The sequence below is a fragment of the Burkholderia multivorans ATCC BAA-247 genome (genome assembly GCF_000959525.1).
Lineage (GTDB): Bacteria > Pseudomonadota > Gammaproteobacteria > Burkholderiales > Burkholderiaceae > Burkholderia > Burkholderia multivorans.
This window is the reverse complement of the sequence record NZ_CP009831.1, coordinates 2,254,536-2,272,278: the sequence shown is the minus strand read 5'-3', so window position 1 is coordinate 2,272,278 and position 17,743 is coordinate 2,254,536. Positions and strand designations below refer to the sequence as shown.

The 17,743-nt window shown below is 66.1% G+C and carries 16 protein-coding genes and 2 pseudogenes; 12 read left to right on the top strand and 6 right to left on the bottom strand.

Annotated features, from left to right (window positions below; all coding sequences use genetic code 11):
• Positions 1-6: 6 nt before the first annotated feature.
• Both NP80_RS12095 and NP80_RS12090 read right to left on the bottom strand, forming a co-directional pair.
• On the bottom strand, positions 7-855 hold the full coding sequence (locus NP80_RS12095; RefSeq protein ID WP_035947481.1) for a helix-turn-helix domain-containing protein: 849 nt from the start codon (positions 853-855) through the stop codon (positions 7-9).
• Between the two features lie 146 nt (positions 856-1,001).
• Positions 1,002-2,378 carry an MFS transporter gene (locus tag NP80_RS12090; protein ID WP_006410929.1) on the bottom strand — a complete coding sequence of 459 codons (1,377 nt, stop codon included), beginning with the start codon at positions 2,376-2,378 and terminating at the stop codon, positions 1,002-1,004.
• A 247-nt stretch (positions 2,379-2,625) separates the two neighbouring features.
• Between NP80_RS12090 and NP80_RS12085 the strand changes: the two genes are divergently transcribed.
• Positions 2,626-4,203 carry an aldehyde dehydrogenase (NADP(+)) gene (locus NP80_RS12085; RefSeq protein ID WP_006410932.1) on the top strand — a complete coding sequence of 526 codons (1,578 nt, stop codon included), beginning with the start codon at positions 2,626-2,628 and terminating at the stop codon, positions 4,201-4,203.
• Between the two features lie 242 nt (positions 4,204-4,445).
• On the opposite strand, the gene NP80_RS12080 is transcribed toward NP80_RS12085, so the two are convergent.
• On the bottom strand, positions 4,446-5,774 hold the full coding sequence (locus NP80_RS12080) for an aminotransferase-like domain-containing protein (protein WP_006410933.1): 1,329 nt from the start codon (positions 5,772-5,774) through the stop codon (positions 4,446-4,448).
• Positions 5,775-5,855: 81 nt separating this feature from the next.
• Here NP80_RS12080 and NP80_RS12075 point away from each other — a divergent pair, with 81 nt between their 5' ends.
• Both NP80_RS12075 and NP80_RS12070 read left to right on the top strand, forming a co-directional pair.
• A complete protein-coding gene (locus NP80_RS12075) occupies positions 5,856-6,485 on the top strand; it encodes a LysE family translocator (protein ID WP_035947483.1) in 630 nt (209 codons plus the stop codon).
• Between the two features lie 44 nt (positions 6,486-6,529).
• Positions 6,530-6,868, top strand: coding sequence for an antibiotic biosynthesis monooxygenase family protein (locus tag NP80_RS12070; protein ID WP_006410924.1), 339 nt, complete (start codon positions 6,530-6,532; stop codon positions 6,866-6,868).
• Between the two features lie 299 nt (positions 6,869-7,167).
• On the opposite strand, the gene NP80_RS12065 is transcribed toward NP80_RS12070, so the two are convergent.
• Positions 7,168-8,082 (bottom strand): LysR family transcriptional regulator, encoded by a 915-nt coding sequence (locus tag NP80_RS12065; protein WP_006410912.1) that lies wholly within the window; start codon positions 8,080-8,082, stop codon positions 7,168-7,170.
• 518 nt (positions 8,083-8,600) lie between these two features.
• On the opposite strand from NP80_RS12065, the gene NP80_RS12060 reads away from it, so the two are divergent.
• The 5 genes and pseudogenes from NP80_RS12060 (at position 8,601) to NP80_RS12045 (ending at position 11,580) form a co-directional block, all read left to right on the top strand.
• Positions 8,601-9,467, top strand: a complete 867-nt coding sequence (locus NP80_RS12060) for an NmrA family NAD(P)-binding protein (RefSeq protein WP_006410919.1) — start codon at positions 8,601-8,603, stop codon at positions 9,465-9,467.
• Between the two features lie 79 nt (positions 9,468-9,546).
• Positions 9,547-9,726 (top strand): annotated as a pseudogene (locus tag NP80_RS31905) (aldo/keto reductase); the annotation flags it as partial.
• Positions 9,727-9,861, top strand: a pseudogene (locus tag NP80_RS31525) (IS256 family transposase); the annotation flags it as partial.
• A gap of 143 nt (positions 9,862-10,004) precedes the next feature.
• Entirely contained in the window at positions 10,005-10,904 is a 900-nt protein-coding gene (locus tag NP80_RS12050; RefSeq protein ID WP_006406875.1) for a DMT family transporter, read from the top strand.
• 121 nt (positions 10,905-11,025) lie between these two features.
• A complete protein-coding gene (locus NP80_RS12045) occupies positions 11,026-11,580 on the top strand; it encodes a hypothetical protein (RefSeq protein ID WP_006410915.1) in 555 nt (184 codons plus the stop codon).
• A 92-nt stretch (positions 11,581-11,672) separates the two neighbouring features.
• On the opposite strand, the gene kdgD is transcribed toward NP80_RS12045, so the two are convergent.
• Complete coding sequence (kdgD, locus tag NP80_RS12040) at positions 11,673-12,587, bottom strand: 5-dehydro-4-deoxyglucarate dehydratase (protein ID WP_006397225.1); 915 nt, start codon at positions 12,585-12,587, stop codon at positions 11,673-11,675.
• A 229-nt stretch (positions 12,588-12,816) separates the two neighbouring features.
• Here kdgD and garD point away from each other — a divergent pair, with 229 nt between their 5' ends.
• The 4 genes from garD (at position 12,817) to NP80_RS12020 (ending at position 16,116) form a co-directional block, all read left to right on the top strand.
• On the top strand, positions 12,817-14,373 hold the full coding sequence (gene garD / locus NP80_RS12035; RefSeq protein ID WP_006406877.1) for a galactarate dehydratase: 1,557 nt from the start codon (positions 12,817-12,819) through the stop codon (positions 14,371-14,373).
• A gap of 212 nt (positions 14,374-14,585) precedes the next feature.
• On the top strand, positions 14,586-14,972 hold the full coding sequence (locus NP80_RS12030) for a nuclear transport factor 2 family protein (RefSeq protein WP_006406878.1): 387 nt from the start codon (positions 14,586-14,588) through the stop codon (positions 14,970-14,972).
• 78 nt (positions 14,973-15,050) lie between these two features.
• Complete coding sequence (locus tag NP80_RS12025; RefSeq protein ID WP_006410921.1) at positions 15,051-15,506, top strand: RbsD/FucU family protein; 456 nt, start codon at positions 15,051-15,053, stop codon at positions 15,504-15,506.
• Positions 15,507-15,678: 172 nt separating this feature from the next.
• Positions 15,679-16,116, top strand: a complete 438-nt coding sequence (locus NP80_RS12020) for a DoxX family protein (protein ID WP_006410925.1) — start codon at positions 15,679-15,681, stop codon at positions 16,114-16,116.
• A gap of 149 nt (positions 16,117-16,265) precedes the next feature.
• Here the strand turns inward: NP80_RS12020 and NP80_RS12015 are convergent, their stop codons facing one another.
• Complete coding sequence (locus NP80_RS12015; RefSeq protein ID WP_035947486.1) at positions 16,266-17,576, bottom strand: MFS transporter; 1,311 nt, start codon at positions 17,574-17,576, stop codon at positions 16,266-16,268.
• Positions 17,577-17,743: the final 167 nt, after the last annotated feature.

The window sequence follows — 17,743 nt, the reverse complement described above, 5'->3', positions numbered from 1 at the left end:
CGCGCGTCAGGTCGCGGGGAGGGCGTCGGCCAGTGTGCGCATCGCGTCGGCCGTCTGCGCGTTCGCCGGGAAAAACGCCTCGATTGCCAGTTCCGACAGCGTCACGTCGACCGGCGTACCGAACACGGTCGTCGTGCTGAAGAACGTCAGTTCGCCGGCCGCGGTGCGCAGGCGCAGCGGCACCGCGATATCCGCATAGTCGGTGCACGTGTGCGTGTCGTCGGGCGCACCCGGCGGTGCCGGATACGCGGCGAGTTCGTCGCGCAGCGTATGCAGCGTGCGATCGCCGCTCGCGTCGATCTGCCGTTGCAGGCGATGCAGGATGTGCGCGCGCCATTCCTGCCAATTGACGATCTGCGACGCGAGACCATCCGGATGAAGACTCAGCCGCAGGACATTGACGGGCGGCTGCAGCAATGCCGGATCGGCCTGCGCGACCAGCGCGCCGAGCATGCGGTTCGCGGCCAGCAGCGTCCAGTGACGATCGACCGCGAGCGCCGGATACGGCTCGTGACCGCGCAGCACCGCTTCGACCGCATGGCGTGCGGCGTCGAGCTGCGGATCGGAGAACGGCCGTTCGCGAAACAGCGGCGCGTAGCCGGCCGCGACGAGCAGCGCGTTGCGTTCGCGCAGCGGCACGTCGAGACGCTCGGCCAGATGCAGCACCATCTCGCGGCTCGGCTGCGCGCGGCCCGATTCGACGAAGCTCAGATGGCGCGCGGACACGTCGGCTTCGAGCGCGAGCGCCATCTGGCTCAGACGTCGCCGTTGGCGCCACGTGCGCAGCAGCGGGCCGACGCCGGACGCACGGCCGGCGGACGGGGGGATCGAGTGGAGGGCGGCGGTCGGGTTCATGCACCGGATGATAAGCAATCCGGTGCGCGGCGGGCATTACCTGCGAAGTAAGCGTCGCGGTGCAGGGCGGGCGATGCGGTGGCGTACGGGAGACGGCCGAGCGATGGCTAAGCGCCGGTCGGCCCGCCGCCTGACGCGACGCGCGCTCAGGCCGCCCGATGGCGCAACTCGACGCGCCGGATGTCCTTCACGATCACGAGATAGCTGAACACGGTGACGAGCGCGTTCAGGCCGACGAACACGAGCGCGCCGTTGAACGAGCCGCTCGCGCCGACGAGGTAGCCGATCGCGATCGGTGCCACGATGCCGGCCGTGTTGCCGAACATGTTGAACAGGCTGCCCGACAGGCCGATCGCCTCTTTCGGCGCGGTATCCGCGACCACCGCCCAGCCGAGCGAGCCGATCCCCTTGCCGAAGAACGACACGGCCATCAGCACGATCACGAGCGCTTCGCTGTCGACGTAGTTGCAGCCGATGATCGCCATCGACAGCAGCATCCCGCCGACGATCGGGATCTTGCGCGCGAGCGTCAGCGACACGCCGCGGCGGATCAGCGCGTCCGACAGCATCCCGCCGAGCACGCCGCCGAGGAAGCCGCAGATCGCCGGCAGCGACGTCATGAAGCCGGCCTTCAGCAGCGACATCCCGCGTGCCTGCACGAGGTAGATCGGAAACCACGTGAGGAAGAAGTAGGTCAGCACGTTCACGCAGTACTGACCGATATAGACGCCGATCAGCATCCGGTTCGACAGCAGCTGGCGCACGTAGTACCAGCCGGCGACGCGCGAGCCCTCGGTGCGCGTGCCGTCGCGGCGCGCGGCCGCGCGTACGACGCCGCCGCCCTGCTCGATATGCTCGAGCTCCGCGCGGTTCACGGCCGGATGGTCGGCCGGGTCCTTCACGACGCGCAGCCACAGCAGCGCGAGCGCGATGCCGGCGAGGCCGAGCCACAGATAGACATGATGCCAGCCGTACGCGTGCGTGAGCCACGCCATCAGCGGCGAGAACACGACCGCCGCGAAATACTGCGCGGCGTTGAAGATTGCCGACGCGGTGCCGCGCTCGGCGGTCGGGAACCAGCTCGCGACGACCTTCGCGTTCGCCGGAAACGCGGGCGCCTCCGCGATGCCGACCGCGAAGCGCATCGCGAACAGCGCGACGACGGCGAATGCCGCGCTGCCGCCGAGGCCGATCGTGCTCTGCAGCAGCGTGAACGCCGACCACAGGAAGATGCTTGCCGCATACACGCGCCGCGCGCCGAACCGGTCGAGCAGCCAGCCGCTCGGCAATTGCGCGAGCACGTACGCCCAGCTGAACGCGGAGAAGATATAGCCCATCGTCACCGGATCGATGCCGAACGCCTGGCGGATCGGCGTGCCGGTGATCGACAGCGTCGCGCGGTCCGCATAGTTCAGCGTCGTGACGACGAACAGCATCGCCAGGATCCAGTAGCGCACCGCGGTTCGGCGTTCGGTGCGCGCGAGGTCGATCGGGAGGTCGCGAGAGCGAGTCTGATTCGTCACTTTAAATGTACGTCGTCATATGACATGGTGAGCAGTGTAGGGGCCGCATGCTGGCGTGCAAAGTTCGGGTTTCCCCTTGGTTATCCGACTGCTAGTCATCGTATCTCCGTGGTGCGCGTCATGCGATCGCGTGCGGCCCGCCTTTCGCAGGCCGGCTTCGGACGACAAGGAAAGCACGCCTACGTCGGCAGACATCGTATCTGTTGCGCTACAATGTTCGATCCCACCGAACCCACGGAGCACACCCATGCAACTGACAGGAGAGATGCTGATCGGCGCCGACGCGGTGACCGGCTCGGCCGGCACCTTGTACGCATTCGACCCGTCGAAGGACGCGCCGATCGATGTGCCGGCCTTCGGCATCGCGACGCAGGCCGACGTCGATCGCGCGTGCGAACTCGCGCGCGGCGCGTTCGACGCCTATCGCGCGCAGCCGCTCGCGGCGCGCGCGGCGTTTCTCGAGGCGATCGCCGACGAGATCGTCGCGCTCGGCGACGCGCTGATCGAGCGCGCCCACGCGGAAACGGGGCTGCCTGCCGCGCGGCTGCAGGGCGAACGCGCGCGCACCGTCGGCCAGCTTCGTCTGTTTGCGCGCGTCGTGCGCGACGGCCGCTTTCTCGCCGCGTCGATCGATCCCGCGCAGCCGACGCGCACGCCGCTGCCGCGCTCGGACCTGCGGCTGCAGAAGATTCCGCTCGGCCCCGTCGCGGTGTTCGGCGCGAGCAATTTCCCGCTCGCGTTTTCGGTCGCGGGCGGCGACACCGCGTCGGCGCTGGCGGCCGGCTGCCCGGTGATCGTGAAGGGGCACGAGGCACACCTCGGCACGTCGGAGCTCGTCGGCCGCGCGATCCGCGCGGCGGTCGAGAAGTGCGGGATGCCGGCCGGCGTGTTTTCGCTGCTGGTCGGGCCGGGCCGCGTGGTCGGCACGGCGCTCGTCAACCATCCGGCGATTCAGGCGGTCGGCTTCACCGGCTCGCGGCAAGGCGGCATGGCGCTCGTGCAGCTCGCGAACGCGCGGCCGCAGCCGATTCCCGTCTACGCGGAAATGAGCAGCATCAACCCCGTCGTGCTGTTCCCGGCCGCGCTTGCCGCACGCGGCGACACGATCGCGACCGGCTTCGTCGAATCGCTGACGCTCGGCGTCGGCCAGTTCTGTACGAACCCGGGCCTCGTGCTCGCGATCGACGGCCCCGAGCTCGACCGCTTCGAGGCGGCCGCCGCGCAGGCGCTCGCGAAGAAGCCGGCCGGCGTGATGCTGACGCGCGGCATCGCGGACGCGTATCGCAACGGCCGCGGCACGCTCGCCGAACTGCCGGGCGTGCGCGAGATCGGCGCGGGCGAACCGGCGCAGACCGAATGCCAGGCGGGCGGCGCGCTGTACGAAGTCGGCGCGCAGGCATTCCTGTCCGAGCCGGCGTTCGGTCACGAGGTGTTCGGGCCGTCGTCGCTGATCGTGCGTTGCCGCGACTTCGACGAGGTCGCGCGCGTGCTCGACGCGCTCGAAGGCCAGCTCACGGCCACGCTGCAGATGGACGCCGACGACAAGCCGCTCGCGCGCCGTCTGCTGCCGATCCTCGAACGCAAGGCCGGTCGTCTGCTCGTGAACGGTTTCCCGACCGGCGTCGAGGTGTGCGACGCGATGGTGCACGGCGGCCCGTTCCCGGCGACGTCGAACGCGGCGTTCACGTCGGTCGGCGCGACCGCGATCGACCGCTTCCTGCGGCCGGTGTGCTATCAGGACTTCCCGGACGATCTGTTGCCCGAAGCGCTGCAGCAGGACAATCCGCTTTCGATTCCGCGGCTGCGGGACGGGAAGGCGGAGTGATGTGCTGAACGCGTCGTTTCGGTGGGCGGTCGGCCGCTGGAATGACGGCGGGAAATGAGGAGGCGGAATCGGCCCGGCGGTCGGTTCCGCTTTTTTATCGTCGAGAGCGGCGCGTTGCGCGAGTTCGGCGGGGTGGCCGTCGTTGGCCGTACGGCGATTGGCGGCCAGCCGATTTCCCAGCGACAACGGCACGTTCGCAAACTGTACGACGCGTCGCCGATCATCCGATTCCGCGAACCGTTTCAGCCGATCACGGCTCGGCGAACCTTGTGCAAAGCATCGCCGAGCGCATCCAGCGACAGCGAACCGAGCGCCAAGCGAAGGGCATGACGCGTATTCGGCGTGGTCGAGAACGGCTCGGCCGTGGTCACGAGTACACCGTCACGTTCGAGATCGGCCGCGACGCGATCGGCGCGCAGGTCGTCGGGCAATTCGAGCCACACGTAGTAGGAGTTCGGGTGCGCGACGATTGCGCCGCCGCGCAGGATGCGGCGCGCGAGCGACTGTCTGCGCCGCGCATCTTTGCGCTTTCGCTCCTCGAGCGTGTCGACCATCCCGCTTTCGATCCACTGGCACGCCAGTGCAACGGTGAGCGACGGCGTGTTCCATGTCGATACGCGGATCGCGCGCTCGAGTGGCGGTATCAGGCGCGCCGGCGCCGCAACGAAGCCCACCCTCAATCCCGATGCGACGCTTTTCGACAGCCCCGATACGTAGACCGTCCGCTCGGGCGCATACGTGAAAACCGGCTTCGGCGCGGGCTCGGCGAGGAACGCGTAGGCGCCGTCCTCGATGACGAGAAAGTCGTGACGTTCGGCGAGTTCGGCGAGGCGAATCCGGTCCGGTTCGCTCATCACCCAGCCGAGCGGATTGTGCAGCGTGGGCATCGTATAGAGTGCGCGCACGGGGCGTCGCCGGCAGAGTGCGTCGAGCCGATCCAGATCCGGGCCGCCGCCCACGCATGACGGCAGCGGCGCGAGGTCGAGCCGGTGCAGTTGCGCCAGCGCTTTCATGCCGGGGTAGGTCAGCGCGTCGATGGCCAGAATGTCGCCGGGCTGCAGTAGCGCCATGACTGTCACGGCGAGCCCCTGCTGCGCGCCGTTGACGATCAGCACCTGTTCGCCGGGCACGCGGATGTCGCGATTGCGTAAATGTTTGGCGACGGTTTGCCGTTCGTGCCTGCGTCCGCCTTGCGGCGCGGAATGCAGCAGTGCATCGAGATCGCCCGACGCGGCGAGTGTGCGCAACCCCGTGCGGAGCAACTCGACCTGCCCGGGCAGCGACGGATAGTTGAAGGTCAGATCGATCGTTCCGGAGCACGCCGGATTTTGCTCGAGCCCGAGTCGGCGCGGCAACGACGTATCGCGCACGAAGGTGCCTCTTCCCACTTCGCCGACTACGAGCCCCATCGCTTCGAGTTCGCCGTACACGCGCGACGCGGTCGCCAGCGCGACGCCGTGCTGCTTCATCAGTGCGCGGATCGTGGGGAGCTGCGTGCCGGGCGGCAGCGTGCCTGCCCGTATGTGGCCGACCAGATCGTCGACGATGGATTTGTATCGAGGTTCGGCCATCGATGTATCTAGAACAATTTTTTGTTTGTATCGCCTGCAGAGATTACGCTGGGACCTCCACTCACGCAAACGGCCGCCAGCATGATCGACACCTCGACCTTATTGATCTTCTCCGGCGCGGTGATGGCGCTGCTTTTGTCTCCGGGGCCGAACATGGCGTTCGTGATGGCGCACGGCATGGCCTACGGGCTCGGCGGCGGCGCGGCTGCGGCGCTCGGTATCGGCGTCGCCGACCTGATCCTCACGCTGCTGACGGCGACCGGCGTGACGGCGATGGTCGCCGCCTGGCCGCCGTCGTTCGACCTGATCCGCTATGCCGGTGCGGCTTATCTGCTGTGGATGGCCTACAAGGCTATGCGTCGACCGGGTGAGCTGGGCCAGGTCGCCGCTTCCCAGGCGACGCTGCGCTCGGTGTTCGTGCGTGCGATGCTCAACAGCCTGCTGAATCCGAAGGCGCTGCTGTTCTTCATGGTTTTTCTGCCGCAGTTCGCGGACCCCGGCAAAGGCGCGGTGGGCCACCAGTTGATCGTGCTCGGTTGTGTGCTGACGGCGATCAGTACGGTGTTTCACACGCTGCTCGGCAGTGTCGGCGGTTCGGTGCGCCGCTTTCTGGGCCGCCATGCGCGCGCGGCGAAACTGCAGTCTCGCGGATTGGCGGCGTTGCTCGTGCTGCTGGCCGTTCGGCTGGCCGTGATGTCTCGCCCCGTCTGAGCGGCAGACGGCGTGTCGTACTCGCAACGTATGGAGAATCCTCGATGTACATCGCAGCGTTCATCTACAAGCCCGGTGAAGTCGACGAGGAGTTCCACCGGCTGAGCGCCATCATCGATGGCATCGCGGCGAGTTTGCCGGGCTTCGTCGGCGCGGAATCCTGGCGATCGGCCGACGGGCGGCTCGTGAATGCCAGCTACTACTGGCGTGACGAAGCGTCGCTGAAGGCATTTGCGTCCGCGCCGCAGCATCTCGATGCGAAACGACAATTCCGCAAGTGGTACGGCGGGTATCACGTCGTCATTTCGAAGGTTGAGCGGGCGTATGGAGACGGGACGGTCGAGCACTTTGTGCAGGACTCGCGGAGGTTGGGAGGGCGGTGATGGGTGGGGGCGGCGCCGTCGTTGAGGCGCCGCGTTCATCCTCGGGGTGCGCACTTTGGAAGAGGGGCGGCTGCGTGATGCGGGGCAAACGGACAGGTTGGACAACCGATGTTTGCGCGCGATCTGGCGAGCGACCGGGGAAAGCCGGCGCAGCTAGCGTTTCGGGAGTTGACGCTGGTGGCTTTCGACCAAAAGTGAACGTTCGCAATCTGATCATGGGAGACCGCAACGGATCCGTAACGGGCCATTCGATGTTGCCTCGCCGGTCCGCCGTAACAGCAGCAGCGCGTGCCGGCGCGTTAGTGATTGCGCATCAGTTCCACCACGAAGTCCAGAAAAGCGCGGGTCTTTGCCGGCACGTGGTGCCGGGATGCGTAGTAGACGTATAACGGATACCGTTCGTCTACCCATTCGGGAAAGAGATTGATCAACCGCCCGTCGGCAATCAGGGGCTCGGCACCGAGCAGCAACATCTGCGCAATCCCGGAACCGGCGAGACATGCGTTAAGCAGAGCGCCCGGGTCGTTGACCGTGAGTCGTCCCTGAGTGTTCACCACAATGCGTTTTCGTTTGCGATGGAATTCCCACTGGAACGGCTTGCCAGTCTCCGGGTTTCGAAATTCGAGGCATCTGTGGTGTCGACCTTCCAGGTCCTCGGGTTTTGCCGGCCGTCCCCAACGTGCAACGTACGACGGTGCTGCAACTGTCACGATGCGGGAGTCGAGCAGCTTTCTCGCGATCAGGGTAGAGGCTTTCGGTTCGCCGAATCTAACGGCGAGGTCGAAGCCGTCCATGACGAGGTCGCCAAGACTGTCCCGCGCGATGAACTCGATTTCGAGTTCCGGGTGTGTGTCCATGAACGCATCGAGTGGCTGCCCGAGAACGGTCCGGTAGACGACAGGATCCAGATTGATTCTCAGCTTTCCACGCACAGCCGACGCGCCACCCGCCGCAGCGGCCGCCGCTTCCTCAAGGCCGGCCAGATGGGGCATGACCTGCTCGTAAAAGCGGCGGCCCTCTTCAGTCAGGGAGACAGAGCGCGTTGTCCGGTTGAAGAGCCGGATGTTCAACCTCTTTTCCAGCCGCGCAATCGCGCGACTGACGCCCGGCGGCGTCATTCCTATCACCTCCGCAGCGCCCACAAAGGTCCCCGCATCCACTACGGCGGCGAACACGCTAATGCTGCCGGAAAGTTTCTCGCTACTGGATCTCATGGTTGCTCAAGTTAATACGGTTGGCGGAGCGCGATCGACCGCGTGAAGGCGAACGCTGCGCCGCGCAGCAGTGCTGGCGGGGTCCGTTGATCATGCCAAATTAATGATCCATTGTCACTTATCTGATGACATCCATATCATTTTGTTTCGTTTGGTGCTTGTCCAGAATACGTCTCGCCGACGCATTCGTTGGACATCGACGCAAACCGGTCGCGGCCCGGTTTTTCGCCATCGCCGAGCACTGCAATGCCGCGATTCATTCATTCGGGAAGAAACCAAAATGGCAGGTCAAACAGATCGTCGCCGTCTCCTGAAGGGAGCATCGAGCCTGCTGGCGCTTGCGACGCTTGGTGGCGTTGTAAGCCGCGACGCGCAGGCACCTTTCTACGATGCGCGCGCCGTGGACCTATACGGGCGTCGAGCAGGCGTTTTACGACGGTTTGCGTCGCGTCTGAACGATTGACCGTCGGCACGCCAACACTGGATCAACCGATATCACCACACACGGAGAACGAGCAATGTATGCAATCACAGGAATCACCGGCAAGGTGGGCGGTGCACTGGCCCGCGAGCTGCTGGCTGCCGGTCAGCCGGTGCGCGCCGTCGTGCGCGATGCGACACGGGCAGAAGCTTGGGCAGAGCGAGGGTGCGAAATCGCGACGGCTTTCATGGAAGACTCTTCGTCGCTCGCCGCCGCATTCGAAGGCGCGACCGGCGTTTTCATCCTGCCGCCTTCGGAGTTCGATCCGGAGCCCGGGTTTCCCGAAGCGCGCACAGTGATTGACGCTGTGTCCGCCGCACTCCTGAAGGCGCGACCCGGTAAGGTCGTCTGCCTCTCGACGATCGGCGCGCAGGCCGACGAGGTCAACCTGCTCACTCAACGCACGCTGATGGAGCAGGCGCTGCGCGATATGCCGATGCCCGTGACGTTCCTGCGCCCAGGCTGGTTCATGGAGAACGCCGCATGGGATGTTGCGTCTGCAAGCGACGATGGCGTGATTGCCAGTTACCTGCAGCCGCTCGACAAGCCGGTGCCGATGGTCGCCACTGCGGACGTAGGCCAGGTTGCCGCCGACCTGCTTCGGCAAACTTGGTACGGCGTGCGCGTCGTCGAGCTTGAAGGTCCACGCCGGGTAAGTCCTAACGATCTCGCAGCGGCTTTCGCCAGTGTGTTGCATCGTCAGGTACGCGCGGAAGTCGTCGAACGGCACACGTGGGAAGCGCTGTTCCGCACGCAGGGCATGAAGCATCCTCTACCTCGCATGCGCATGCTGGACGGCTTCAACGAAGGCTGGATCCGTTTCGAAAGTAATTCTGACGAAATCTTGCGCGGGCACGTCGAACTGGAGACTGTTGTCGGCGAGCTTGTGTCACGTCGAATCTGATCGGAGCCGGCAGCGACGCGTGGACTCAGAGTCCCACTCTACCGAAGCACCAGGTTCTCGTTGATACAAGGAGTACACGATGGAATACGGCGCGCTGGGCAGAACTGGTCTACGCGTTTCACGGTTGAGCCTCGGCGCAATGACGTTCGGTGCTGGCTCAGGCATCTGGGGCGATATTGCAGGCTTGGACCGCGATCAGGGCACCCGGCTTGTCGCGATGGCCGTGGAACGTGGCGTCAACCTGATCGACACGGCGGACGTCTATACGACCAATGCGATCGAGTCGCTGCACATGCAGCTTCGGAAGATCATCAAGGCGTGCGGCCACTTTTGGAAGCGCGCCATGACTCAGTTCGCGCTGCTTTACCCGGAACGATTCAACATTGGAATCTGAATCTCAACCCGCCTCACACACGGAATTCCGGATACCTCCGAGGGCGGCAGCTTTCGGCCGCGATCGGTCGTTGGACAGTCACTGACGAATCGCTGACAATCTAGCCACCCTGCAATGACTGCCCGCGGCTACCGGAAGCGTATATGCGCTCAAACTTTCTGGTCTCCAATCGTACCGCCCAGTATCAAACGATCGCGCTGATCCTCATATCGATGTTCTGTTTCGCGATCGTCGACGCACTCGGCAAAGCCGTGGCGCTCGGTTATCCGGCAAACGAAGTAACGTTCTTCCGCATGCTGTTCGGCATCGTGCCGGCCGTTCTCGTCAGTCTTCGTGGCGAGCCGTTGATCGCTCGTGTCAAGAATATCGATCTTCGCGGACAGACTACGCGCGCGCTGACGCTACTCGGCGCTTCCGGACTATTCTTCGCCGGCTTGCCTTACCTGCCGTTGAGCGAGGCCGTCGCAATCGTTTATTCGGAGGCGATCTTTGTCGTTATCCTTGCCCCGTTGCTCCTCGGGGAGCGCTTGATCGCGCGGAACGCAGTCGCAGCGTGCGTCGGCTTTATCGGCGTCATTCTGGTTGTCCGTCCACACGGTAGCTTGTCGACTTTCATCGGCCCGTGTCTGCTGCTGTTGAGCGCTGTGTGCGGCGCGCTTTCGATGATTCAGATTCGCAGGCTCAAGGTGAGCGACGACTCGAGCCTCACCGTGCTTTTCTTTACCACTTTCGGGACCGTCGTGACCGGTATTTCCCTATTGTTTGCGTGGCGGACACCGACACTCAGGGACCTGTTCATCATGGCGCTGCTCGCGATATTCGCCACTGCCGGCCAGCTTCTCTTTACGGTCGCAGTGAGGCGCGAAAACGCGGCGACACTCGCCCCTTACACCTACACAAGCATCATCTGGGCAACGCTTTTCGGATTCGTCGTATGGGGCGAGACGTTAGACCTCGTGCCGGTCCTCGGGATAATCGCAATCGTCGGAAGCTCGATCGCTGTTGCGATTCGGGAAGAGCCGCCTGAGGGGCCGGCGGTTTAGCCGATCGCCCAACCCACCTTCCCCCCACCCCCACTTTCCTCTACATTACCGAAGCCTCCCGGCCCCAAACCGCAAAGGCGAACCTGAGAGCTCACCCAAAAACAACGAGGGACCCGAACGCATGAACATCAGCAAACGCGGCGACCACCTGTTCGCAACCGGCCTGCCGAAAACGATCGGCGACGTCGCCAAACTCGTCCGCACGCAGATCGGCGAATACAGCGAAGGGCGCGTACTGGCCGACGAACTGTTCGCGATGCAGCGCGAACTCGGCGGCAACGAATTCGACCTGACGATCAATCGCGGCCGGCCCTTCTCGGGCCACGATACCCACTCGCTGATTTTCGGCACGGTCGTCGACCGCTTCCGGCTCGACATGCAGGCGGTCGTGTTCGCGATGAAGCACCGCCGCAGCATCGACGCACGCGACGGCGCACAGCGAGGCGAAGCGCTCACGCAGGCGAACGCGCACCTCGCGACCGCGAAGCAGTACGCGCAGTTCACGGTCGGGCGGCTGTTCGATGCGGTCGTCGACCGCGACGTGCTGAAACAGATTCTGGATGCGACGTCGACCACGCGCGGGCGCGCGCCGGCCGAACAAAAGGGAATCGAGGAGGCGAAGCGCAAGCTGAGCGACGCGCGTTACCGGATCCTCGGCGCCATCGGGCGGATGTGACGGCCGCGCCGGCTCGTCGAGCCGCGCGGCATCGTCGATGCGAGCGGGCCGGCCGCCGCGCCGCGATGGCGCCGCCGCCGGCCGCGTCGTTCTTACTGCGGGCCCATCTTCTTGATCAGCACATCGAGCTGCGCGACTTCTTCTTCGGTCAGATCGACGAGCGGCGCGCGCACCGGGCCCGCATCGTGGCCGACCAGCTTCGCGCCGGCCTTCACGATGCTGACCGCATAGCCCGCGCGGCGGTTGCGGATCTTGAGATACGGCAGGAAGAACTCGTCGATCAGGCGGCCGACGGTCGCGTGATCGTCCTTCGCGATCGCTTCGTAGAACGTCATCGCCGTCTTCGGGATGAAGTTGAACACGGCCGACGAATACACCGGCACGCCGAGCGCCTTGTACGCGGCCGCATAGACTTCGGCGGTCGGCAGGCCGCCGAGATACGCGAAGCGCTCGCCGAGGCGGCGGCGGATCGTGACCATGCTTTCGATGTCGCCGACGCCGTCCTTGAAGCCGATCAGGTTCGGGCAGCGATCGGCGAGGCGTTCGAGCATGTCCGCATTGAGCTTCGAATTCGCGCGGTTGTACACGACGACGCCGATCTTCAGCGCGCGGCAGACCTGCTCGACGTGCTCGGCAATCCCTTCCTGGCTCGCTTCGGTCAGATAGTGCGGCATCAGCAGCACGCCGCTCGCGCCGAGGCGCTCGGCTTCCTGCGCATATTCGATCGCGACGCGCGTCGCGCCGCCCGCGCCGGCGAGGATCGGCACCTTGCCCTTGCAGGTTTCGGTCGCGACGCGGATCACGTCCGAATACTCGCGCTGCGTGAGCGAGAAGAATTCGCCGGTGCCGCCGGCGGCGAACAGCGCGCTCGCGCCATACGGCGCAAGCCATTCCAGACGCTCGGCGTACGTGGTCGGGCGGAAGCTGCCGTCGGCGTCGAAGTCCGTCAGCGGAAACGACAGCAGGCCGTGGGAAATGATCTGTTTGAGTTCTTGCGGTGAGGTCATGGTTGGGTCGTCCGTCTAGCGCGAGTGCTGGGTTCGTCGGGAACGGCATACGAGCCATAGTGGCGATGTCGTTGTATGTCATCGTACAACGCAAGAACAGGCGGCGCAAGCGGTTTGCTCGCCGGGGAATAGTAGGGTCTTTCCGGATAAGGGTTTACGAACTATGCGCGATCGGTGTTCAATGTCGTATGATGACTAACGATATGACTTGCCGCTTTCAGGAATTCCGATGACTGCATCCCCGCTCTACATCCGTGTGCATCCGGACGACAACGTCGCGATCGTCGTCAACGACGGCGGTCTGCCGGAGGGCGCGACGTTCGCCGACGGGCTGACGCTGCGCGAAGGCGTCCCGCAGGGCCACAAGGTCGCGCTGACCGATCTCGCGGCCGGCGATCCGATCGTGCGCTACAACGTCGTGATCGGCTACGCGCTGACCGACCTGCGGCGCGGCAGCTGGGTCAACGAGCGCACGATGCGCATGCCGGAGCCGCCGGGCCTCGACGACCTGCCGCTCGCGACGCGCCGCGCGCCGCCGCTGGCGCCGCTCGAAGGCTACACGTTCGAGGGCTTCCGCAATCCGGACGGCTCGGTCGGCACGCGCAACATCCTCGCGATCACGACGACGGTGCAGTGCGTGGCAGGCGTCGTCGAGCATGCAGTGAAGCGGATCAAGGCCGAACTGCTGCCGCGCTATCCGAACGTCGACGACGTCGTCGGCCTCGAGCACACGTACGGCTGCGGCGTCGCGATCGACGCGCCCGATGCCGACATCCCGATCCGCACGCTGCGCAACATCAGCCTGAATCCGAACTTCGGCGGCGAGGTGATGACGGTCAGCCTCGGCTGCGAGAAGCTGCAGCCGGACCGCCTGCTGCCGCCGGGCGCGATCCCGGTGGTCGCGGCCGAGGGCGAGCCCGACAACGGCGGCGTCGTGTGTCTGCAGGACGCCGCGCATGTCGGCTTCCAGTCGATGATCGATTCGATCATGACGATGGCCGAATCGCATCTCGAGCGGCTGAACCGCCGGCGTCGCGAGACGTGTCCGGCGTCGGATCTCGTCGTCGGCGTGCAGTGCGGCGGCAGCGATGCGTTCTCGGGGCTGACGGCCAATCCGGCGGTCGGCTTCGCGGCCGACCTGCTCGTGCGCGCGGGTGCGACGATCATGTTCTCCGAAGTGACCGAAGTGCGCGACGGCGTCGCGCAGCTGACGTCGCGCGCGGCGAACGAGGACGTCGCGCGCGAGATCATCCGCGAGATGGACTGGTACGACCGCTATCTGCAGCGCGGCCGCGTCGACCGCAGCGCGAACACGACGCCGGGCAACAAGAAGGGCGGCCTGTCGAATATCGTCGAGAAGGCGATGGGCTCGATCGTGAAATCGGGCAGCGCGCCGATCGCCGGCGTCGTGCGACCGGGCGAGCGTGCCCGGCAAAAGGGGCTGCTCTACACGGCGACGCCCGCGAGCGACTTCATCTGCGGCACGCTGCAGCTCGCGGCCGGCATGAACCTGCACGTGTTCACGACGGGCCGCGGCACGCCGTACGGGCTCGCGCAGGTGCCGGTGATCAAGGTCGCGACGCGCAGCGATCTCGCGCGCCGCTGGCACGACCTGATGGATCTCGACGCGGGCCGCATCGCGACCGGCGCGGCGACGATCGAGGACGTCGGCTGGGAGCTGTTCCACATGATGCTCGACGTCGCGAGCGGCAAGCGCCGCACGTGGGCCGAGCAATGGAAGCTCGCGAATGCGCTCGTGCTGTTCAATCCGGCGCCGGTGACCTGACGCGCGGCTATCTCGGTCGAACGATGCGGGCGCCTTCGGGCGCCCGTTGTCGTTTCGGGGCGCCGCGTCGTTCGTCGCGTGCCGTGTGCGCGCATCGCGAATCGCTTACCTCGCACGTAATCGACGGCCCGCGCGACGCCGGCGACGATAGCGACACGCGGACACGAAACGTTCGCGGCATCGTCTCCCATCCATCCGACCAGGAGTCTCGCATGAACACCAGTGCCCAATCCGTCCATACCGACCTGATCGACCGCTACTTCGATGCGTGGAACGAGCCCGACGTCGCGCGCCGCCGCGCGCTGATCGACGCGACGTACGCGAGCGATGCCGCCTATCGCGATCCGCTGATGGCCGGCGACGGTCACGCGGGCATCGACACGATGATCGCGGCCGTGCAGGAGCGCTTTCCGGCATACCGCTTTCGCCGCACCACCGATGTCGACGGTTTCGGCCAGCACCTGCGCTTCTCATGGGCGCTCGAGGCGCCGGACGGTACCGCGATCGTGAAGGGCTCGGATTTCGGCACCGTCGATGCGTCGGGCCGCCTGAAGTCGATCACGGGCTTCATCGACGAAATGCCGGCTGCGGCGGCGTAACGCACATCGCGGCATGCGCAGCGGGCGCCGGGATCGGGTAACGTTATGCGGTTCGTTCCCGCTCCCGGAGCTCCCGACATGCTGAAGAACCTCGATCCGCTGCTGCACGCCGACATCCTCCACACGCTGCGCGCGATGGGCCACGGCGACGAAGTGGCGATCTGCGATGCGAATTTTCCGGCCGAATCGGTCGCACAGCATACGGTCGTCGGCCGCGCGCTGCGGATCGACGGCGCCGATTCCGCGCGCGTCGTGCGCGCGGTGCTGTCCGTGCTGCCGCTCGACACGTTCGTGGAGACGCCCGCGTGGCGCATGGAAGTCGTCGGCGATCCGGCCGCGCTGCCGCCGGTGCAACGCGAGGTGCAGGCCGAGATCGACCGTGCGGAAGGGCGCGCGGTGCCGCTCGCCGGCATCGACCGCTTCGCGTTCTACGAACGTGCGCAGCAGGCGTACGCGGTGATCGTCACCGGCGAACTGCGCGGCTACGGCTGCTTCCTGTTCAAGAAAGGCGTGTTGTTGAGCGACGCCGGCTAAACACGCGCGGCGGGCCGTGCTGCACGCGGCCATGTAAAGTTTTGCTACAACTCTTGGACGACGCGCACGGACGCTCTATGCTGGCCCATTTGCCGCGCGCACCGCAGCGCGCGGTGCCGAGCGGCCCGGCCGCGCTCGCGCGACCGGACGTACTGCATACGAGGAGAGAGGCATGACGCGTTCCGTCGATTCCGGCGTCATTTTTTTCGCGCGCCTGGCGCTGGCGGCGTTGTTTCTGTGGGGCGGCGTGATGAAGCTGCTCGGTTACGGCGATTTCGTCGGCTATCTGCGCGGGCTGAACGTGCCGTATCCGCAGTTCGTCGCGCCGATCGTCGTCGCGATCGAAGCGCTCGGCGGTCTGCTGCTGATCGTCGGCTACCGCGTGAAGCGGCTCGCGCTGCTGATGGCGATCTACACGGTCGCGACCGCAATGGTCGGCCACAACTTCTGGGACGCGACCGATGCGGCGGTTCAGCACGACATGGTGATCCACTTCTGGAAAAACATCGCGATCGCGGGCGGCTTCCTGCTGCTGTTCGTGACGGGTGCGGGCGGCGCGAGCATCGACGGTTTGCGACGGCCGAGTTCGTCGTACGGCGGGCTGCGCTGATCCGCTCGCGCGGCGCCGGGTGCCGCGCGCTGCGTGCCGCACCACCGCACCACCGCGCCGCTGCGCCGCTGCGGCGGCGCAAAGACGAAAGGGCCGAATTCCGCCGCGTGCGGAATTCGGCCCTTCGTTCGTCGGGCGCCTGGGCGCGCTCAGCGCGCGGCCGTCACGTCCTTCGCATCCTTCGCGAACTGCACGGCGATCGCTCCGAGCACGCAGATCGCCGCGACATACACGACCGGCGCCATCGGGTTCCACTTCATCATCAGCGACACGATCACGGGCGTCAGGCCGCCGAAGATCGCATACGCGACGTTGTACGAGAACGAGATGCCCGAGAAGCGCACGACCGGCGGGAAGCTCTTCACCATCACGAACGGCACGGCACCGATCGTGCCGACCGTGAAGCCCGCGATGCCGTAGTACAGCGGCAGCGTCGACGCGTCGGCGGCGACCTGTGCGAACAGCAGGTAGTAGCACGCGGCGAGCACGAGGCCGCCGATGCCGAGCACGCGCTTCGCGCCGAACCAGCCGGCGAGCGAGCCGGCGCTGATGCAGCCGGCCGTCAGGCACAGCGTCGCGACGCTGTTCGCGAACAGCGTGATCGCGGGCGTCAGGTGGAACTGCTTCTGCAGCAGCGCGGGCGTCATCAGGATCACGACGACGATCGCCGCGGACAGCATCCACGTGAGCAGCATCGACACGATCACCGCGCGGCCGTGATCGCGCAGCACGGCCTTCAGCGGAATCTCGGCGGCAAGCGCCTTCTTCGCCTTCATCTCGGCGAACACCGGCGTTTCGTGCAGCCAGCGGCGCAGATACACGGAGAACAGCCCGAATACACCGCCGAGCAGGAACGGAATGCGCCACGCGAACGCGGCGACTTCGGCGGTCGAATAGCGGCTGTTCACGCCGGCGGCGACGAGCGAGCCGAGCAGGATGCCGGCCGTCAGCCCGGCGGTCAGCGTGCCGCACGCATAGCCGATGTGCCGCGACGGCACGTGCTCGGACACGAACACCCACGCGCCCGGCACTTCGCCGCCGACGGCCGCGCCCTGCAGGATGCGGAACAGCAGCAGGAGCACCGGCGCGAGGATGCCGATCGTGTCGTAGGTCGGCAGCAGGCCCATCAGCAGCGTCGGCACGGACATCAGCAGCACGCTGAGCGTAAACATCCGCTTGCGGCCGACGAGGTCGCCGAAGTGCGCCATGATCACGCCGCCGAGCGGACGCGCGAGATACCCGGCCGCGAAGATGCCGAACGTCTGCAACTGGCGCAGCCAGTCGGGAATGTCGTGCGGGAAGAACAGCTGGCCGATCGCGGGCGCGAAGAACACGAAGATGATGAAGTCGTAGAACTCGAGCGCGCCGCCGAGCGCGGCGAGGCCAAGGGTTTTGTAGTCGCTGCGCGTGAGCGCGCGTTCGGCGGCGCGAGGCACGCCGCTCAGTTCGGAAGCTTGCATGGTCAGGACGATCGGTTTTCGAATGTAGTTGTCGGTGCTGCGTCTCCAGGGCCCGCTGTTGGCGTGAACAGGCGCACGGCCGCGGCCCGCGTCGTCGGAAGGTGTGCTGAGCGCCGGGTAGAGCACGGAACACGCGCCGCCGCACCGGGATGGGGCGCGGCGGGGAC